Annotated in this window: 16 protein-coding genes and 2 tRNA genes; 7 read left to right on the plus strand and 11 right to left on the minus strand. The window is 71.9% G+C overall.

Features of this window, described 5'->3' with window-relative positions:
- Positions 1-53 precede the first annotated feature (53 nt).
- The 4 genes from ACZ4QV_RS06230 to ACZ4QV_RS06245 form a co-directional block, all read right to left on the minus strand.
- Positions 54-737 carry an ATP-dependent Clp protease proteolytic subunit gene (locus ACZ4QV_RS06230; protein WP_361145272.1) on the minus strand — a complete coding sequence of 228 codons (684 nt, stop codon included), beginning with the start codon at positions 735-737 and terminating at the stop codon, positions 54-56.
- 68 nt (positions 738-805) lie between these two features.
- The gene (locus ACZ4QV_RS06235) at positions 806-1,408 is read right to left on the minus strand and encodes an ATP-dependent Clp protease proteolytic subunit (RefSeq protein WP_030020548.1); all 603 of its coding nucleotides are present in this window, start codon (positions 1,406-1,408) and stop codon (positions 806-808) included.
- A gap of 324 nt (positions 1,409-1,732) precedes the next feature.
- Complete coding sequence (gene tig, locus ACZ4QV_RS06240) at positions 1,733-3,121, minus strand: trigger factor (protein WP_361582391.1); 1,389 nt, start codon at positions 3,119-3,121, stop codon at positions 1,733-1,735.
- Positions 3,122-3,439: 318 nt separating this feature from the next.
- Positions 3,440-3,516 (minus strand) — tRNA-Pro (locus ACZ4QV_RS06245).
- A gap of 215 nt (positions 3,517-3,731) precedes the next feature.
- On the opposite strand from ACZ4QV_RS06245, the gene ACZ4QV_RS06250 reads away from it, so the two are divergent.
- From ACZ4QV_RS06250 to ACZ4QV_RS06260, 3 genes are all read left to right on the plus strand, one after another.
- Positions 3,732-3,802 (plus strand) — tRNA-Gly (locus tag ACZ4QV_RS06250).
- Positions 3,803-3,871: 69 nt separating this feature from the next.
- Positions 3,872-4,060, plus strand: coding sequence for a hypothetical protein (locus ACZ4QV_RS06255; protein ID WP_361144255.1), 189 nt, complete (start codon positions 3,872-3,874; stop codon positions 4,058-4,060).
- A 108-nt stretch (positions 4,061-4,168) separates the two neighbouring features.
- Entirely contained in the window at positions 4,169-4,546 is a 378-nt protein-coding gene (locus tag ACZ4QV_RS06260; RefSeq protein ID WP_361144258.1) for an arsenate reductase family protein, read from the plus strand.
- A gap of 46 nt (positions 4,547-4,592) precedes the next feature.
- On the opposite strand, the gene ACZ4QV_RS06265 is transcribed toward ACZ4QV_RS06260, so the two are convergent.
- Positions 4,593-4,787, minus strand: coding sequence for a hypothetical protein (locus tag ACZ4QV_RS06265; RefSeq protein WP_030020551.1), 195 nt, complete (start codon positions 4,785-4,787; stop codon positions 4,593-4,595).
- Positions 4,788-5,362: 575 nt separating this feature from the next.
- Between ACZ4QV_RS06265 and ACZ4QV_RS06270 the strand changes: the two genes are divergently transcribed.
- Positions 5,363-6,562 carry an acyltransferase family protein gene (locus ACZ4QV_RS06270; RefSeq protein WP_361582395.1) on the plus strand — a complete coding sequence of 400 codons (1,200 nt, stop codon included), beginning with the start codon at positions 5,363-5,365 and terminating at the stop codon, positions 6,560-6,562.
- Positions 6,563-6,590: 28 nt separating this feature from the next.
- Here ACZ4QV_RS06270 and ACZ4QV_RS06275 read toward each other — a convergent pair whose 3' ends face one another.
- Entirely contained in the window at positions 6,591-7,385 is a 795-nt protein-coding gene (locus tag ACZ4QV_RS06275) for an ABC transporter ATP-binding protein (protein WP_361144263.1), read from the minus strand.
- 322 nt (positions 7,386-7,707) lie between these two features.
- Here ACZ4QV_RS06275 and ACZ4QV_RS06280 point away from each other — a divergent pair, with 322 nt between their 5' ends.
- Positions 7,708-8,907 carry a cation:proton antiporter gene (locus tag ACZ4QV_RS06280; RefSeq protein WP_361144266.1) on the plus strand — a complete coding sequence of 400 codons (1,200 nt, stop codon included), beginning with the start codon at positions 7,708-7,710 and terminating at the stop codon, positions 8,905-8,907.
- A gap of 275 nt (positions 8,908-9,182) precedes the next feature.
- On the opposite strand, the gene ACZ4QV_RS06285 is transcribed toward ACZ4QV_RS06280, so the two are convergent.
- A complete protein-coding gene (locus ACZ4QV_RS06285) occupies positions 9,183-9,407 on the minus strand; it encodes an SRPBCC family protein (RefSeq protein ID WP_361582399.1) in 225 nt (74 codons plus the stop codon).
- 48 nt (positions 9,408-9,455) lie between these two features.
- The gene (locus ACZ4QV_RS06290) at positions 9,456-10,598 is read right to left on the minus strand and encodes a PP2C family protein-serine/threonine phosphatase (protein WP_361144272.1); all 1,143 of its coding nucleotides are present in this window, start codon (positions 10,596-10,598) and stop codon (positions 9,456-9,458) included.
- Positions 10,599-10,725: 127 nt separating this feature from the next.
- On the opposite strand from ACZ4QV_RS06290, the gene ACZ4QV_RS06295 reads away from it, so the two are divergent.
- Complete coding sequence (locus ACZ4QV_RS06295; protein WP_361144275.1) at positions 10,726-11,955, plus strand: GNAT family N-acetyltransferase; 1,230 nt, start codon at positions 10,726-10,728, stop codon at positions 11,953-11,955.
- A 405-nt stretch (positions 11,956-12,360) separates the two neighbouring features.
- Here the strand turns inward: ACZ4QV_RS06295 and ACZ4QV_RS06300 are convergent, their stop codons facing one another.
- Together ACZ4QV_RS06300 and ACZ4QV_RS06305 are read right to left on the minus strand one after the other, a co-directional pair.
- Entirely contained in the window at positions 12,361-13,170 is an 810-nt protein-coding gene (locus ACZ4QV_RS06300) for an Fpg/Nei family DNA glycosylase (protein WP_361582405.1), read from the minus strand.
- An 88-nt stretch (positions 13,171-13,258) separates the two neighbouring features.
- The gene (locus ACZ4QV_RS06305; RefSeq protein WP_361582408.1) at positions 13,259-13,747 is read right to left on the minus strand and encodes a ribose-5-phosphate isomerase; all 489 of its coding nucleotides are present in this window, start codon (positions 13,745-13,747) and stop codon (positions 13,259-13,261) included.
- Positions 13,748-13,951: 204 nt separating this feature from the next.
- Here ACZ4QV_RS06305 and ACZ4QV_RS06310 point away from each other — a divergent pair, with 204 nt between their 5' ends.
- Positions 13,952-15,454: an amino acid permease gene (locus ACZ4QV_RS06310; RefSeq protein WP_361144285.1), complete on the plus strand. Its 1,503-nt coding sequence runs from the start codon at positions 13,952-13,954 to the stop codon at positions 15,452-15,454.
- On the opposite strand, the gene ACZ4QV_RS06315 is transcribed toward ACZ4QV_RS06310, so the two are convergent.
- Positions 15,415-15,963 (minus strand): hypothetical protein, encoded by a 549-nt coding sequence (locus tag ACZ4QV_RS06315; RefSeq protein WP_467762712.1) that lies wholly within the window; start codon positions 15,961-15,963, stop codon positions 15,415-15,417. The genes ACZ4QV_RS06310 and ACZ4QV_RS06315 overlap by 40 nt on opposite strands.
- Positions 15,964-16,167 lie beyond the last annotated feature (204 nt).

Below are 16,167 nucleotides of genomic sequence, written 5' to 3' on the forward strand. Positions count from 1 at the left end.
TCAACCCGGTCCAAGGGGGCGTAGTGTCCGGCTCACTTCTGGACGGTACGCGATCAGACCGAGGCGGCCGTCTTGCGGGTCGAGACGATCTGGTCGACCAGACCGTACGCCAGGGACTCCTCGGCGGTCAGGATCTTGTCGCGCTCGATGTCGTCGCGGATCTTCTCGATCGGCGTGGTGGAGTGCTTGGCCAGCATGTCCTCCAACTGCGTACGCATCCGGAGGATCTCGTTGGCGGCGATCTCCAGGTCGGACACCTGGCCGCGGCCGGTCTCGCTGTACGGCTGGTGGATCAGCACACGGGCGTTGGGCAGCGCCATCCGCTTGCCGGGGGTGCCGGCGGCGAGCAGCACGGCCGCGGCGGAGGCCGCCTGGCCCATGCAGACCGTCTGCACGTCGGGCTTGACGAACTGCATCGTGTCGTAGATCGCGGTCAGCGCCGTGAAGGAACCGCCGGGCGAGTTGATGTAGATCGAGATGTCCCGGTCCGGGTCCATCGACTCCAGGCACAGCAGCTGCGCCATGACGTCGTTGGCCGACGCGTCGTCGATCTGCACGCCGAGGAAGATCACGCGCTCCTCGAAGAGCTTCGCGTACGGGTCGTACTCGCGCACGCCCTGCGAGGTGCGCTCGACGAAGCGCGGGACGATGTAGCGGGACTCGGCGGGCAGACCCTGGAACTCTGCCTGCGGGGCGTCGTGGCGCTCGTAGAGGCTACGGCCGGAGAAGTTGTTCATCTGGAGGTTCACCGTCCTGGTGGCGGTCAAAAGGGCTGGAGTCGGCTGCGTGGCGAGTCGTCCGGGGCTCAGGCCCCGGTGCCGCCCCCGCCCGGAACGCCCGCCGCGGTGGTCATGACGTCGTCGATGAGGCCGTACTCCTTGGCCTCCTGCGGGTCGAACCAGCGGTCGCGGTCGGAGTCGCGGGTGATCTGCTCGACGGTCTGGCCCGTGTGCTGGGCGGTGAGCTCCGCCATGCGCTTCTTGGTGTGCAGCAGCCGCTCGGCGTGGATCTTGATGTCCGACGCGGAGCCCGCCAGGCCCGCGGAGGGCTGGTGGATGAGGATCTCGGCGTTGGGCAGCGCGAAGCGCTTGCCCGGGGTGCCGGCGCTCAGCAGGAACTGGCCCATCGAGGCGGCGAGGCCCATGGCGATGGTGACCACGTCGTTCTTGATGTACTGCATGGTGTCGTAGATCGCCATGCCGGCCGAGATCGAGCCGCCCGGGCTGTTGATGTAAAGGAAGATGTCCTTGTCCGGGTCAGCGGCGAGGAGCAGCAGCTGCGCGGTGATCTTGTTGGCGATGTCGTCGTCGACCGGCTGGCCGAGGAAGATGATCCGCTCGCCGAGCAGCCGGTTGTAGACCTGGTCGCCGAGGCCACCGAAGGTCGGCTCAGCGGCGGCGGAAGGCATCGGGATCGTCACGTGTCCACCTGCTCGTTGTCGGACGGCCCAGGGCCGTCTCAGCGTCGTCTTCTGGGGCGCGGGGAGGGCGCGGCGTGCTCCGCCGGCGCCGGTTCGGCTGGTCCCCTGCCCTCGTATCTACGGACCCTAACGCGCTGGTCGGCGGGCGCCATCCCGCATTGTCAACTGTTCGCTGTGAGCGCAGGCTCACCGGCGTGCACGGGCCCCGACGACGTACGGGCCCGAACACGCGGGCGTGGCGTGTTCGGGCCCGTACGTCTACTGGCGCTGCGGGGCGGCCGGGGCCGTCCCTGCCACCGGGGTGGCCGGGGCTCAGCCCTCGGTCTTCTCGGTCTTCTCGGCGTCGGTGCCCTCGGCCTCGGAGGCCTCGACGGTCTCGGCCGTCTCGTCCTCGTCGTCCAGGTCCACGACCTCGCCGTTGGTGTCCTTGACCGTGGCGGCCTCGACGACGACCGCGAGGGCCTTGCCGCGGGCGACCTCACCGACGAGCATCGGCACCTGGCCGCCCTCGACGACGGCCTGGGCGAACTGGTCGGGGGACATGCCGGAGGACTGCGCGCGGCGCATGAGGTGCTCGGTGAGCTCCTCCTGGCTGACGTTCAGCTTCTCCTTGTTGACCAGCTCGTCCAGGATGAACTGGGTCTTGATGCCCTTCTCGGCCTGCTCCTTGGTCTCGGCGTCGAACTCTTCCTCGGTCTTGCCCTGGATCTCCAGGTACTTCGCGAGGTCGAGACCCATCTGGCCGAGCTGGTGGTTGACCAGGTTGTGCTTGCGGGTCTCGATCTCGTCCGCGAGCAGCTTCTCCGGCATCGGGACCTCGACCAGCTTCAGCAGCTCGTCGAGGACCTTCTCCTGGGCCTGGGTGGCCTGGTCGTACTTCTTCATCTGGGCGAGGCGCTTGGCGCTGTCGGCGCGCAGCTCCTCCAGCGTGTCGAACTCGCTCGCGAGCTGCGCGAAGTCGTCGTCCAGCGCGGGCAGCTCACGGGCGGCCACGGCGGTGACGTCGACCTTGACCTCGGCCTCCTTGCCGGCGGCGGAGCCGCCCTTCAGCTCGGAGGTGAAGGTGCCGGACTCGCCGGCCTTCAGGCCCTTGACGGCGTCGTCGATGCCGTCCAGCAGCTCGCCGGAGCCGATGGTGTAGCTGACGCCCTGGGCGACGCCGTCCTCCAGCACCTCGCCGTCGACCTTGGCCTCCAGGTCGACGGTGAGCACGTCGCCGTCCTCGGCGGCGCGCTCGACCGGGGTGGTCGAGGCGAAGCGGTCGCGGAGCTGCTCGACCGACTTGTCGATGTCCTCGTCCGACACCTCGACGGCGTCGACCTCGACCTCGATGCCGGAGTAGTCCGGGATCTCCAGGGCCGGGCGGATGTCGACCTCGGCGGTGAAGGTCAGCAGCTCGCCGTCCTTCAGCTCGGTGATGTCGACCTCGGGCTGCCCGAGGACGTTGAGCTCACCCTCGTTGACCGCCTCGGTGTAGAACTTCGGGAGCGCGTCGTTGACGGCTTCCTCAAGCACGGCGCCGCGACCGAACCGCTGGTCGATGACTCGGGCCGGGATCTTGCCCTGGCGGAAGCCCTTCACCGTGACCTGCTGGTTGATCTTCTTGTACGCCGCGTCGAGGCTGGGCTTGAGCTCCTCGAAGGGCACCTCGACAGTGAGCCGAACCCGAGTCGGGTTCAGGGTCTCCACGGCGCTCTTCACGGTTCGGTCTCCTTGGGGCTGACTTCTGGGGTTCTGCTTGAGATCTGCCGGCGCCTGGAGCCCAGGCGCCCTGCGGACCGCGCCCGGGAGAAAGACACACGGGCACGCAGCTTGCATAGTAACCGCAAGCGGGTTGGCACCCGCAATGTGATCTTGACGGGCGCCTTACGGGCCCGTCCGGACGGACCGGCCCGGGCCGCGGAGCCGGGGCCCTGCCGGCGGCGGGCGCGCCGCGCCCGGAGCGCCGGACGCCGGGCCGGAGACCGGGCCGGGACGTCGTACGGCCGAACGCCGGACGGCTGAACATGAAGAACCTGCTGGTCGGGGTGGCCGGATTCGAACCGACGACCTTCCGCTCCCAAAGCGGACGCGCTACCAAGCTGCGCCACACCCCGTCGGTGCGACACGTAGGGTACATGGCTGTGGACGGCACGGCTGCCGGATATCCACGGGCACGGGCCGCGCACCAGGGGGCGCACGGTGCACCGGCGGGGGCGCACGGGGCCGCGGACGGCCGCCGCCACCGGCGGGAACGGGGCGGAGTGTGCGGTGGGCCCGGGTGACCCGCTACGATGCACTGCGTGCCGCGGTCACCCGACCGGCGGCGCATGCGGGCGTAGCTCAATGGTAGAGCCCCAGTCTTCCAAACTGGCTACGCGGGTTCGATTCCCGTCGCCCGCTCGGTGTGGTTCAGGGCCAGGTCCGAGGTCTTCCCGGGCTTGGCCCTGAGTGTTTTCCGGGACGGGGGCCATGGCCAGGAGGCGGTACGTCGCCCGAGGCGTGCCCGGCGGCTACCGGATCCGGGACAATCGGGGACGGCGCTGGTGGGGCGACCTCTACGAGCTGTGCCCCGACGAGCTGGTCGAAGAGCTGAACGGCGGAGCCGACCCCGCGAAGCTCACGGCGCTGATGAAGCGGTACCGGGCTCTGAAGCGGTAGCCCCGGCCGCCGCGGAAGTCCGGCCGTCATCGCCGCCCGGCTGTCGTTTCTTGTCGCCTCCCGACCAGGTCCGGCCCGCGTCCCCAGGGCGCTCACTAAGGTGTCGACATGGAGATCTGGCTCAATCCCGCGTGTTCCAAGTGCCGTTCCGCCGTCCAACTGCTGGACGAGGAGGGGGCGGACTACACCGTACGCAGGTATCTCGAACAGCCCCCGACCGCCGTGGAGTTGCGGGAGGTGCTGGACCGGCTGGGGCTGGAGCCGTGGGACATCACCCGCACGCAGGAGGCCGAGGCGGCGGAACTGGGCATCGGCGGCTGGGAGCGTACGGACGCCACGCGGGAACGGTGGATCGCGGCGCTGGCCGAGCGGCCACGGCTGATCCAGCGGCCGATCATCACGGCGGACGACGGCACGGCGCTGGTCGGGCGCAGCGAGGAGGCCGTGCGGGAGGCGGTCGCGCGGAGCGGACGCGACGACCGCTGATCGTCCCGGCCGGGCCCGTGCACGGCGGGTGCGGGCCCGTGGCGCGCTAGAAGCTGATGTTGTTGATCGTCTCGGCCACCGAGTTCAGGAACCGGTTGATGGACGGCGCGATGCCGGTGGAGGCGAGGAAGAAGCCGAAGAGGATGGCCACCAGCGCCGGTCCCGCCTTGAGCGACTTGCCGCGTATCAACACGATCATGATGATGCCCAACAACAGCACGACGGACAGCGAAAGAGCCACAACTGATCACACCCTCGGTCGGAACGCCTGGCCGGCCCCGGAAGCATGCAGCCGCGCACACCCCCGCTCGGCACCATCGTGCCACCAAGTCACTGCCCAGTGGAGGCGGGTGGCGAATCATCGGCCAAGGCTTTGCCTGCGAACCGGACGGCCGCCCCGCCGGGCACGGGCGGACACCGGTCCGGGGCCCGGGAATTGACGCCCCGGCACCCTTTCGGCCGGGCGGCCGGAACCGTGCGCAGCGCCTGGCCGGATGACGCCGCACGGACCGGACCCTTTTTGTGCGCACGTGAATTCCTGAGGCGGGTGCGCGGCCGGCGGACGGCTGCCGCACCGACATACCGGCAGCGAAGCGGACATCGCCCCCGGGTCCACGTCGGGGCATATGCCCTCGGATAAGCGGATGACGCACCCCCGGACCGGATATTCACCGGCCCACCGGAAAATGCACGAAAGGGCGCCTGCAATACCCGGAGTCCGCCACCCGAAAGGGAATTCCCGCCGCGCCGCGCCGGTATTGCACATTCGACGGAGAAGGTTTTACGCATTTCCCGGCCGCCACTAGGGTGCGTCAGATGTCTCCCGCTGCGCCGACCCCACGACGTGTGCTGCCCCCGGCCGCCGGGCCCCCTGGCCGGGACGCGGCGGCCCCCGCCCCGGACGCCCCGGGCGGAGGGCCACGGGCCGCCGGGCAGGCGGTGACGGAGACCGCGCGGGACGCTGCCGGGGCGGCTCGGGACGCCGCCGGGAGCGGCCGGAGCGCCTTCTTCGACAATGCGAAATATCTGGCGATCGTGCTGGTCGCGATGGGGCATTCCTGGGAGCCGCTGACCGGCGGGAGCCGCACGGCCGGGGCGCTCTACATGACGGTGTACGCCTTCCACATGCCGGCGTTCATCATCATCTCCGGCTATTTCTCCCGCGGTTTCGATCTGCGCCCGGACCGGTTGCGACGCCTGATCACCGGTGTCGTGGTGCCGTATGTCGTCTTCGAGACCGCCTACACGCTCTTCGCGCGCTGGGTGAACGACGACCCGGACCTGCCGGTCAGCCTCCTGGACCCCTGGTATCTGACCTGGTTCCTGGCCGCGCTGTTCGTGTGGCGGCTCACCACTCCCCTGTGGCGGATCGTCCGTCGGCCGGTCCCCCTGGCCCTGACCGTGGCGGTACTGGCGTCCGTGTCCCCGGAGGTCGGTGACGACCTCGACATGCAACGGCTGCTCCAGTTCCTGCCGTTCTTCGTCCTGGGGCTGAACCTGCGGCCCGAGCACTTCGCGCTGGTACGGCGGCGGGCGGCGCGGATCGTGGCGGTGCCGGTCTTCGCGGCCGCCCTGGCGCTGGCCTACTGGGCGGTTCCGCGGATGACCTCGGCGTGGTTCTACCACCGGGAGAGCGCGCAGGAGTTGGGGGCGCCCTGGTGGGCGGGGGCGGTGATGACGCTCGCGATGTTCGGCTGCTCGCTGGTCCTGACCGGCTGCTTCCTCGCGTGGGTGCCGGCCCGCCGTACGTGGTTCACGGTGCTGGGCGCCGGAACCCTGTACGGCTACCTGCTGCACGGCTTCCTGACCAAGGGTGCCCGCTCCCGCGGCTGGTTCGACGATGCCGCGTGGCTGCACTCGCCGCTCGGTGAGGTCGCGGTGAGCCTGACGGCGGCAGCCGCGGTGACGGCGCTGTGCACGCCACCGGTCCGCAGGGCCCTGCGCTGCGTGGTGGAGCCCAGAATGGCGTGGGCGTTCCGGAAGGAGCCGGTCCCCGGGACTGGAGGAGCGGGCTGACGGACACCGGCACGCCCGCCCGGCCCGCTCAGGCCGCGGCCGTCCGGCGCGGGTGGCCGGCCAGGGCCGCCGTCCGGGCGGCGACCCGCTCGGGCGTGGGGCGCTCCAGGCTGTCGGCGAGCGTGCCGTCGGCGAGGAAGAGGACCCGGTCGGCCCAGGAGGCCGCCACCGGATCGCGGGTGACCATGACGACCGTGGTGCCGAGCCCGTCGGCCGCGTGCCGCAGCAGGCCGAGGACCCCGGCGGCGGTTCCGGTGTCGAGCGCGCCCGTCGGCTCGTCGGCGAAGACCACGTCCGGCCCGGTGACCAGGGCGCGGGCGACGGCGACGCGCTGCTGCTGGCCGCCGGAGAGCCGGCCGGGGCGCCGTCCCGCGTGCGCGCCGAGGCCGGCACGGGCGAGCGCCTCGGCGGTGCGCCGCCGGTCGGCGCACCGGCCGGCGAGCCGCATCGGCAGGGCGACGTTCTGCTCGACGGTCAGCGACGGCAGCAGGTTGAACGCCTGGAAGACGAAGCCGAGGCGCTCGCGGCGCAGTGCGGTGAGCCGGTCCGCCCGCAGCCGGGTGAGGTCCGTACCGCCGACGCGGACCGTGCCGCCGGTCGGCCGGTCCAGGCCCGCCGCGCACCGGAGGAAGGTGGACTTCCCGGAGCCGGAGGGTCCCGTCACGGCGGTGAAGCTGCCGTGCGGCAGGACGAGGTCGATGCCGCGCAGGGCGTGTACGGCGCCGGCTCCGCCTCCGTACTGCCGCCGGACGCCGCGCAGCTCCACGGCACAGGCGCCGCGCTCCTGCCGCCGCCCGCCCCGGCCTTCGTCACGCTGATCCATCACGCCACCCCTCGTCTCGTACGTCCGGTCGCTCTGTGACCGTACGGAGCGGGGGTGAACCTGGACCATGGCGGCTGCCGGTGGCTTCCGGGTGGGGAAACCCCCAGGCAGGGCTCTCGTCGGGAGGCCCGGGAAGGTCCCGGAGGCGGGTCGGTGAAGGAGCGGGCAGGAGCGGGTGAGGCATGTGGTGCGCACAGGGGTGCCGGACCCGAAAAGTCGTTTGGTAAACTAACCATTGACGCTTTCTTGACTCCCCCTTGACCGAACATCGTCCGGCCGAACCTCTGGAGGAGCCATCGGACACGCAGAAACCCTCCTCGCGATGGGCGGGGCCTTCCTGGCCGCAGCCGTCCTCGCCCGCCTGGGCAGCCGCATCGGGCTCCCCACGATCCCCCTGTTCATCCTGGCCGGGATACTGCTCGGCCCGCACACCCCCGGTATCGCCCTGGTCGACGACCCGCACGAGCTGGAGATGCTCTCCCTGCTGGGTCTGGTGCTGCTGCTCTTCTACCTCGGCCTCGAATTCCACCTGGACGATCTCAAGGAGGGCGGCCGGAAGATGGCCGTCGCCGGAGCCGCCTATCTGGCGCTGAACGTCGGCGCCGGCCTGGTCTTCGGCTTCCTGGTCGGCTGGGGCACCTCCGAGGCACTGGTCCTGGCCGGGGTGCTCGGCATCTCCTCGTCGGCGATCGTCACCAAGGTCCTCATGGACACCGGCCGGCTCGGCAATCCCGAGACCAAGCCGATCCTCGGCATCATCGTGGTCGAGGACGTCTTCCTCGCGCTCTACCTGGCCGCGCTCCAGCCGGTGATCTCCGGCGCCGACTCGATGACCGCGGCGGCCCTCGACGCGGGCAAGGCGTTCGGCTTCCTGCTGCTGCTCGCGGTGGTCGCCCGCTGGGGCACGTCGGTGATCGGCAAACTGATCGCCACCAAGGACAACGAGCTGCTGGTCATCTCCTTCCTGGGCGCCGCCGTCTTCGTGGCGGGCGTCTCGGAGTGGTTCGGCGTCGCGGACGCGATCGGCGCGTTCATGGTCGGTCTGATGCTCGGCAGCACCGGTTCCGGCAAAAAGATCATGGAGCTGGTGCACCCGCTGCGGGACGCCTTCGGCGCGATCTTCTTCTTCGCGTTCGGGCTCTCCATCGACCCCGGCGACCTGCCGTCGGTGGTGTGGCCGGTACTGATCGCGGTGGCGCTGACCCTGCTGATGAACGTGCTCGCGGGGCTGGTCGCCGCCCGGATCTACGGCTTCGGGCCGCGCCCGGCCGCCAACATCGCCACCGCGCTGCTCGCCCGCGGCGAGTTCGCGCTGATCCTGGCGACGATGGCGGCGGGCGCCGGGCTGGACGAGCGGCTGGCGCCGTTCATCGCCGGGTACGTACTGATCCTGGCCGTCCTGGGACCGCTGGCGGCCGGCCGGTCGGCCTGGCTGGCGCGGGTCCTGCCGGGCGGCGGCAACCCTGACCCGGACGCGCCGGCGGGCGGCGGGCGGCCCGAGCCCGCGGCCGCCGGCAGGTAGCACGGCCGTACGGCTCACCTCCGCCGGGCGGGTCCGGCGGGCACGGCATCGCCCGGGGCTCGCGCGGCAGCGGGCGCCCGGCCTCCGAGAGCGTCTTGGGGTTGGCCGGCACCGCGTACCGGCCCTGGGCCGCCGCGTCCCGCTCGGCCTCGCCGGCCAGTCCCCCGTGCGTCAGGGTCAGCCGGACGACCTCCCCGTACGGCTCGATGCCGAACGTCACCGTGGAGACGCCGGGGCCGGTCCGGGCCGCCCCGCCCCGGGCTCCGCCCACGTGGTCACCGGCCGCGTGGGCGGACTGCTCTCCACCACCGCCCCTCGACGTCGGCGATGCGCGAACCGTCGGTGCGCCGGTGCTCCCGGCGCGAACCCGGCTGACAGTCGAAGACATTGCGGTGCCCCCAGTGGGCGGCGGTCAGCCCGGGATCGGTGAGGGCGTGCCGGACCTTCTCCGGCACGCCCTCGACGTACGTGACATAACCGAAGGGGAAGGTGCCTGCCATGCGTCCTCCGCGGGTGGTCCGGGCCGGTCGGGCCGCCCACCGTACGGTTCAGTCGCGGCAGATCAGCAGCAGCGCGCGGTCGTCGTTGACATCCTTGGCCACGGCTTCGATCAGATGCCAGGCGGCACCGACGAAGCCGCCGGCCACATAGCGGTCGGCCTCGCCGGTCAGCCGGTCGATGCCCTCCGCGATGTCCCGGTCGGCGGCCTCCACCAGGCCGTCCGTGAAGAGCATCAGCACGTCGCCGGGGCGCAGCGTCCCTTTGACCGGGTCGAACTGCGCCCCGTCGTACACCCCGAGCAGCGGCCCCTCCGCCGCTTTCTCCTCCCAGCGTCCGGTGCCCGCGCTGAGCTGGAGGGCGGGCAGGTGCCCGGCGGACAGCAACTCGTAGTCGCCGGACTCCAGGTCCAGCACGAGGTGGATGGAGGTGGCGAAGCCCTCGTCCCAGTCCTGGCGCAGCAGGTAGCCGTTGGCGGCGGGCAGGAAGCCGTGCGGCGGCAGCGAGCCGAGCAGGCCGCCGAAGGCGCCGGACAGCAGCAGCGCGCGGGAGGCCGCGTCCATGCCCTTGCCGGACACGTCGGTCAGCACGACTTCGAGGATGTTGCCCCCGTGCGTACGGGAGGCCACCACGAAGTCGCCGGAGAAGGACTGCCCGCCGGCCGGGCGCAGCGCCATCTCGCGGTGCCAGCCGGCCGGCAGTTTCGGCAGCTTGCTCTGGACGCGGATACGTTCACGCAGGTCGAAGAGCATGGTGCCGCCGCGCCGCCACGGCACGCCGACCCGGCTGCGGAACTGCGCGACCATCAGTCCGGACAGGCCGACCGCCGCGACCACCAGGACCGTGCCCGGGGTGATCCGGTCGCGGCCCTGGTCGTACGGGCCGAGCAGCGACGCCTCGACGATCAGGGCGGCGGCGGAGGTGCCGTACAGGGCGAGCAGGTTGGCCGGGCGGAGCAGCAGCCCGCCGGCGAGCACCGGCAGTACCAGCGCGGTGGGCGCGATCCAGTCGGGGCGCCAGATGGTGCCGCAGGCGATGGCGGGAATGGCGATCAGGAGGGCGACCAGGGCGATCCAGTCGGAGCCGTCGCCGCGGAAGTAGTCGACCCCGGCCTTGCGCACGCTGATGCGGGCCCGGTGCACCGCCTTGCGCCACCGGGCCGTCGGGGACTCCGCTCCCGTGCTGCTCGCCATTGTTCTGGGACCTTATCCACCCGTTCGGCGGCGCGTCGATTCACGGCACGCCGCCTGGCGCAATCACCGGGAAACGGCGTTCGAAAAACGGTCGCGCGGGCGGAAGACGTGCTGCTACCCATGGCCTATGACGACCGAGTTACGGCAGCTGCGTCCGGACGACTGGGCCGACTGGTACGGGAAGCTGGAGCGGGCGTTCGGCGGCACCCCCGAGGCGCCCGAGGAGCGCGCCCTGTGGCGGCGGCTCGGCGAGCCGGAGCGCTGCCTGGACCTGCGGGACGACGGCGAGACCGTCGGCACGGCGGGCGCGTACTCGTTCCGGCTGACGGTGCCCGGCGGCGCCGTGCTGCCGGTGGCCGGGGTCACGCTGGTCAGCGTGCAGCCCACGCACCGGCGGCGCGGCCTCCTGCGCACGATGATGCGCCGGCAGCTCGCGGACTTCCGGGACCGGCGCGAGGCGCTGGCCGTGCTGACCGCCTCCGAGCCGGCGATCTACGGGCGCTTCGGGTACGGCGCGGCGTCCGAGGCGGTGAGCATGACGCTCGACACGCTGCGCCAGTCGGTCCGTGTGCCGGACGGCGCCGACGACGTACGGCTGCGGCTGGTCGACCCGGAGGACGGGCTGGCGGACTGCGAGAAGGTGTACGAACAACTGGTCACCGGCCGGCCCGGGATGCTCGCCCGGCAGCCCCACTGGGAGCGGCTGCCGCTGCTCGACCCGGAGGCCGACCGGGACGGGGCCGGGCCGCTGCTGTGCGTGCTGGCCGAGGTGGCCGGCGAGGTGCGCGGGTACGCGCGCTACGCGGTCAAGGCGGGCTGGGACGGGGGCGGGCCCGACGGAACGGTGGTCCTGCGGGACGTCGAGGCGCTGGACCCGGTGGTCTACGCGGCGCTGTGGCGCTACCTGTTCGGCATCGACCTGACGTCACGGCTGACGGTGCGCAACCGCCCGGCCGACGATCCGCTGCTGCACCTCGTGGACGACATGCGGCGCTGCCGGATCGGGGTGCGCGAGTCGCTGTTCGTACGGCTGGTGGAGGCCGGCGAGGCGCTCGCGGCGCGGACGTACGCGGCGCCGCTGGACGTGGTCCTGGACGTGGCGGACCCGTTCTGCCCCTGGAACGAGGGCCGGTGGCGGCTCTCCGGCGACGAGAAGGGCGCCTCCTGCGAGCGGACCACCGACCCGGCCGACCTGACGCTGTCCGTACGGGAGCTGGGGGCCGCCTACCTGGGCGGGTTCACGCTGGAGGCGCTGGCCGGGGCGGGGCGGGTGCGCGAGCTGCGCCCGGGTGCCCTGCGGGAGGCGTCGATGGCGTTCGGCGCGTACCGCAAGCCGTGGCTGCCGCACGGGTTCTGAGGGCCGGTGTCCGCCCCCTGCCCGGCGCTGGTCCCGGGCCCGGCGGCCGTCCGGGGCGGGCCGCTGACCCGCCCCTCACCTGCGTGTCCATCGTTTCGGTGGGAACGGCACCGGCACACCCCACGAACGGCTCATCCGGCGACTGACCGGGTGGGACGCCGACGAACGCCCGGCTGACGTCACCGAGCTCAGCCGGGAAGAGATCCTGCGCGTCCGTGACCTCTTCGACCGCCGCCTGCCCCGGCGGGGACGGACGAGTGGCTTGCCTGCGCGGCCTACGAAGGGACCCATGACCTGCGACCCCACGTGCCGGCCGCCGTCCCCCCGGCTGAAGTTCGAGCCGTGGCTGGACTCCTTCGTCGACGGGACTGTCCTTTCGCGCCAGGCGGCCCGAGGACTCGGGGTTCACTTCGGCTGGCAGCCGGGGCACCAGAAGAGATTGCGGTTGGCCAGGGCCGCGGTGCGGATCTCGGAGCGGCAGATGTGGCACTCCTGGCGGGCCCGGCGGTAGACGTAGACCTCACCGCCGTGGTCGTCGACGCGCGGCGGGCGACCCATGGCCTCGGGGAGGTGTTCGGCGCGTACCGTGTCGATGCGGTTGTGCCGGACGCCTTCGCGCATGAGGGCGACCAGGTCCGCCCAGACGGCGTCCCATTCGGACCGGAGAAGATCGCGGCCGGCACGGTACGGGTCGATGCCGTGCCGGAAGAGGACCTCGGCGCGGTAGACGTTGCCGACGCCCGCGATCACCTTCTGGTCCATCAGCAGCGCCGCGACCGACGTACGGCTGCGGGAGATCCGCGCCCAGGCGCGCTCGCCGTCGTCCTCGGGACGCAGCGGGTCGGGGCCGAGCCGGTCGTGTATCGCCTGCTTCTCGGCGTCGGTGAGCAGCGCGCAGGCGGTGGGCCCGCGCAGGTCCGCGTAGGCGGTGTCGTTGGCCAGCCGCAGCCGTACGGTGTCGGTGGGCGGCGGCGCCGGGGCGTCGCCGAAGGCCAGCTTGCCGAAGAGGCCGAGGTGGATGTGGACCCATCCGGCGGGCCCGAAGCCGAGGAAGAGGTGCTTGCCGTGCGCCTCGGCAGTGGTCATGACCTGGCCGTCGATCAGCGCCGCGCTGTCGGAGAACTTGCCCTGGGGGCTGCTCGCCCGGACCGGCGCGCCCTTGAAGAGCGCACGGTGGTCCAGCGCGAGGCGGTGGATCGTGTGCCCCTCGGGCATGGGTCGACGCCTCCTCGGCGGAGTGGGGACGGGGGCCGTGCGGCGGCCGCCCGCGCCGTCGGCGGCGCGGGCGGGACGGCGGGTGGGCTCAGTCCTGCTGCGGGTGGTGTGCCGGGATCTCCGGCAGCTCGCCGGTGGTCTCGTAGCGGGAGAGCATCTCGATGCGGCGGGTGTGCCGCTCCTCGCCCGAGTACGGCGTGGCCAGGAACGCCGCGACGAAGCTGGTCGCCTCGTCCCGGGTGTGCATCCGGCCGCCGACCGAGATCACGTTGGCGTTGTTGTGCTCACGCCCGAGCTTCGCGGTCTCCTCGCTCCAGGCCAGCACCGCCCGTACGCCCTTGACCTTGTTGGCGGCGATCTGCTCGCCGTTGCCGGAGCCGCCGATGACGACGCCCAGGCTCTCCGGGTCGGCCGCGGTCCGCTCGGCGGCGCGCAGGCAGAACGGCGGATAGTCGTCCACGGCGTCGTAGATGTGCGGGCCGCAGTCGACGGGCTCGTGGCCGTGGGCCTTGAGCCACTCGACGAGGTGGTTCTTCAGTTCGAAACCGGCATGGTCGGAGCCGAGATACACGCGCATGTGCCGAGTGTTGCACGGACGTGTCGTCCGCCGGGCCCGGGGTAGGCGTCGCCGGTCCCCCCGGCCGCCATACGTGCGATGTACACGCGGTGACGTGCGGAAATGAGATCCACGCAACGATCCGGATGCAGATCTTCCAAAACGACCGTTAACGCGGTTCTAATGCGGGGACTCGACACCGAGAACCACAGAAGGACGGTGCACATGGGCGCGCATCCGCCGACCATGAACGCGGGCGAGGCGGCCGGCGGCCCCGGCTCCCCCGACGGAGGCCGGTCACCCGCCGGGCTCCAGGCAGGTCTCAAGAACCGCCATCTGTCGATGATCGCCATCGGCGGCGTGATCGGCGCGGGCCTGTTCGTGGGCTCCGGCGCCGGCATCGCGGCGGCCGGCCCCGGCATTCTGATCTCGTACGCGCTGACCGGCCTGCTGGTCGTCCTGGTGATGCGGATGCTGGGCGAGATGGCCGCCGCCTCCCCCACCTCCGGCTCGTTCTCCGCCTACGCGGACCGGGCGCTGGGCCGCTGGGCGGGCTTCACCATCGGCTGGCTGTACTGGTTCTTCTGGTCGGTCGTGCTGGCCGTCGAGGCGACCGCCGCCGCCTCGATCCTCACCGGCTGGGTCCCCGCCGTCCCGCAGTGGGCGTGGGCGCTGCTGGTGATGATCGTGCTGACCGGCACCAACCTGATCTCCGTCGGCTCGTTCGGCGAGTTCGAGTTCTGGTTCGCCGGCATCAAGGTCGTGGCGATCGTGGTGTTCATCGTGGTCGGCGCGCTGGCGATCTTCGGGCTGCCGCCCGGCGACCACGCGGTGGGCCTGTCGAACCTGACCGGCCACGGCGGGTTCCTGCCGAACGGGCCCGGCGCGATCCTCTCCGGCATGCTGCTGGTGGTCTTCTCCTTCATGGGCAGCGAGATCGTCACCCTGGCGGCCAGCGAGTCGCCGAACCCGGTGCAGGCCGTCCGCAAGGCCGTCAACAGCGTCATCTGGCGGATCGCGCTCTTCTACCTCGGCTCGATCGCGGTGATCGTGACACTGCTGCCGTGGGACGACCCGGCGCTCGACAAGAGCCCGTACGTGGCCGTGCTGAGGTCGCTGGACATCCCGGCGGCCGGCACCGTGATGGACGTCGTGGTGCTCACCGCCGTGCTGTCCTGCCTGAACTCCGGCCTGTACACCGCCTCCCGGATGGCCTTCTCGCTCGGCGAGCGCGGCGACGCGCCGAAGTCCTTCGCCCGGGTGAACAAGGGCGGCGTCCCGGCGACCGCCATCTGGGCGTCGGTGGCCTTCGGCTTCGTCGCGACGATCTTCAGCTACACCTCCAAGGACACCGTCTTCGAGTTCCTGCTGAACTCCTCCGGCGCGGTGGCGCTCTTCGTCTGGCTGGTCATCTGCTTCTCGCAGCTACGGATGCGCAAGGTCATCGTGCGGGACATGCCGGAGCGGCTGACGGTACGGATGTGGCTGTACCCGTACCTGACGTACGCGACGATCGCGCTGATCCTCTTCGTCGTCGGCTACATGTTCTACAACCCCGACGGACGCAAGCAGATGGTGCTCTCGGTGGTCGCGGCCGTGGTCGTGCTGATCGTCGGCCTGGTGCTGGACCGCAGGCGGCGCGCCAAGGACGGCGCCGGTGCGGCGGCGGACGGCGGCGGCCCGGAAGGTCAGGGGGACGTCCGGAAGGACTCCTTGACCCGGTCGTAGGCGCGCAGGGCGGCGGCCTCCGCGGAATCCAGGTACCAGAGGCTGAGCTGAAAGGTCCGGTTCCCGGCCCGGAAGCCGAGCTGCCGCCCGTGCGCCGGTTTCCCGTCCCGGGTGTAGGCGAACTCCCACTCGACGGCGGGGTACCCCTGGAACGTGGTGCGCTCCAGCCGGACCCTGCGATAGCCCGGCACGTCGTGCTGCTGCGCCTCGTACTGCTGCCAGACCGCCAGCAGGTCGCCGCCGGAGGACGGGTCCTGCCGCGCCGAGACGAGCGTGGAGCCGTCCTTCGTGCTGTACGTGATGTCGCTGGCGGACTCCTCGGTGCGGTTCCAGCCGGCCGGCGGCACCCAGCTGAAGCCGTCCTCGGTACGGCGGGCACCGGACGTGGCCGCCGGATCGCCGCTCCCGGTGCCCGTACCGGCGCTGAGGCCGGCGGCGGAAGGGCGGCCGGCTCCGGCGCCGGCCGTACCGCCGGGGTCCGCGCCCTGCGTCGCGACGAGGATCACCACGACCGCGGCGGCGGACGCGAGGACGCCGGTGGCGGCGAGCAGGGCCTGCCGCTTGCGGCGGGGGTGCGCCGGTGGAGCCGAGGGGGCGGGTGGGACTGCGGGGGCGGATGCCGCGGGGGGTGGCGGGAGCCGTCGCGGGCCGAGAGCCGCTGTCCGTGCGGGGAGCGGCGGACGCCGCCTCGACGCGGTCCCGTGCCGGGTCGG

Source organism: Streptomyces sp. NPDC026394, assembly GCF_055567735.1.

Bases quoted from the DNA above. Each gene is read 5' to 3' on its own strand.
- ACZ4QV_RS06310 (WP_361144285.1), top strand. From the start codon at position 13,952: ATGGGCGCGCATCCGCCGACCATGAACGCGGGCGAGGCGGCCGGCGGC.
- ACZ4QV_RS06285 (WP_361582399.1), bottom strand. From the start codon at position 9,407: ATGGCAGGCACCTTCCCCTTCGGTTATGTCACGTACGTCGAGGGCGTG.
- ACZ4QV_RS06300 (WP_361582405.1), bottom strand. From the start codon at position 13,170: ATGCCCGAGGGGCACACGATCCACCGCCTCGCGCTGGACCACCGTGCG.
- ACZ4QV_RS06275 (WP_361144263.1), bottom strand. From the start codon at position 7,385: ATGGATCAGCGTGACGAAGGCCGGGGCGGGCGGCGGCAGGAGCGCGGC.
- ACZ4QV_RS06290 (WP_361144272.1), bottom strand. From the start codon at position 10,598: ATGGCGAGCAGCACGGGAGCGGAGTCCCCGACGGCCCGGTGGCGCAAG.
- ACZ4QV_RS06255 (WP_361144255.1), top strand. From the start codon at position 3,872: ATGGCCAGGAGGCGGTACGTCGCCCGAGGCGTGCCCGGCGGCTACCGG.
- ACZ4QV_RS06305 (WP_361582408.1), bottom strand. From the start codon at position 13,747: ATGCGCGTGTATCTCGGCTCCGACCATGCCGGTTTCGAACTGAAGAAC.
- ACZ4QV_RS06235 (WP_030020548.1), bottom strand. From the start codon at position 1,408: ATGCCTTCCGCCGCCGCTGAGCCGACCTTCGGTGGCCTCGGCGACCAG.
- ACZ4QV_RS06260 (WP_361144258.1), top strand. From the start codon at position 4,169: ATGGAGATCTGGCTCAATCCCGCGTGTTCCAAGTGCCGTTCCGCCGTC.
- ACZ4QV_RS06270 (WP_361582395.1), top strand. From the start codon at position 5,363: ATGTCTCCCGCTGCGCCGACCCCACGACGTGTGCTGCCCCCGGCCGCC.
- ACZ4QV_RS06280 (WP_361144266.1), top strand. From the start codon at position 7,708: ATGGGCGGGGCCTTCCTGGCCGCAGCCGTCCTCGCCCGCCTGGGCAGC.
- ACZ4QV_RS06230 (WP_361145272.1), bottom strand. From the start codon at position 737: ATGAACAACTTCTCCGGCCGTAGCCTCTACGAGCGCCACGACGCCCCG.
- ACZ4QV_RS06295 (WP_361144275.1), top strand. From the start codon at position 10,726: ATGACGACCGAGTTACGGCAGCTGCGTCCGGACGACTGGGCCGACTGG.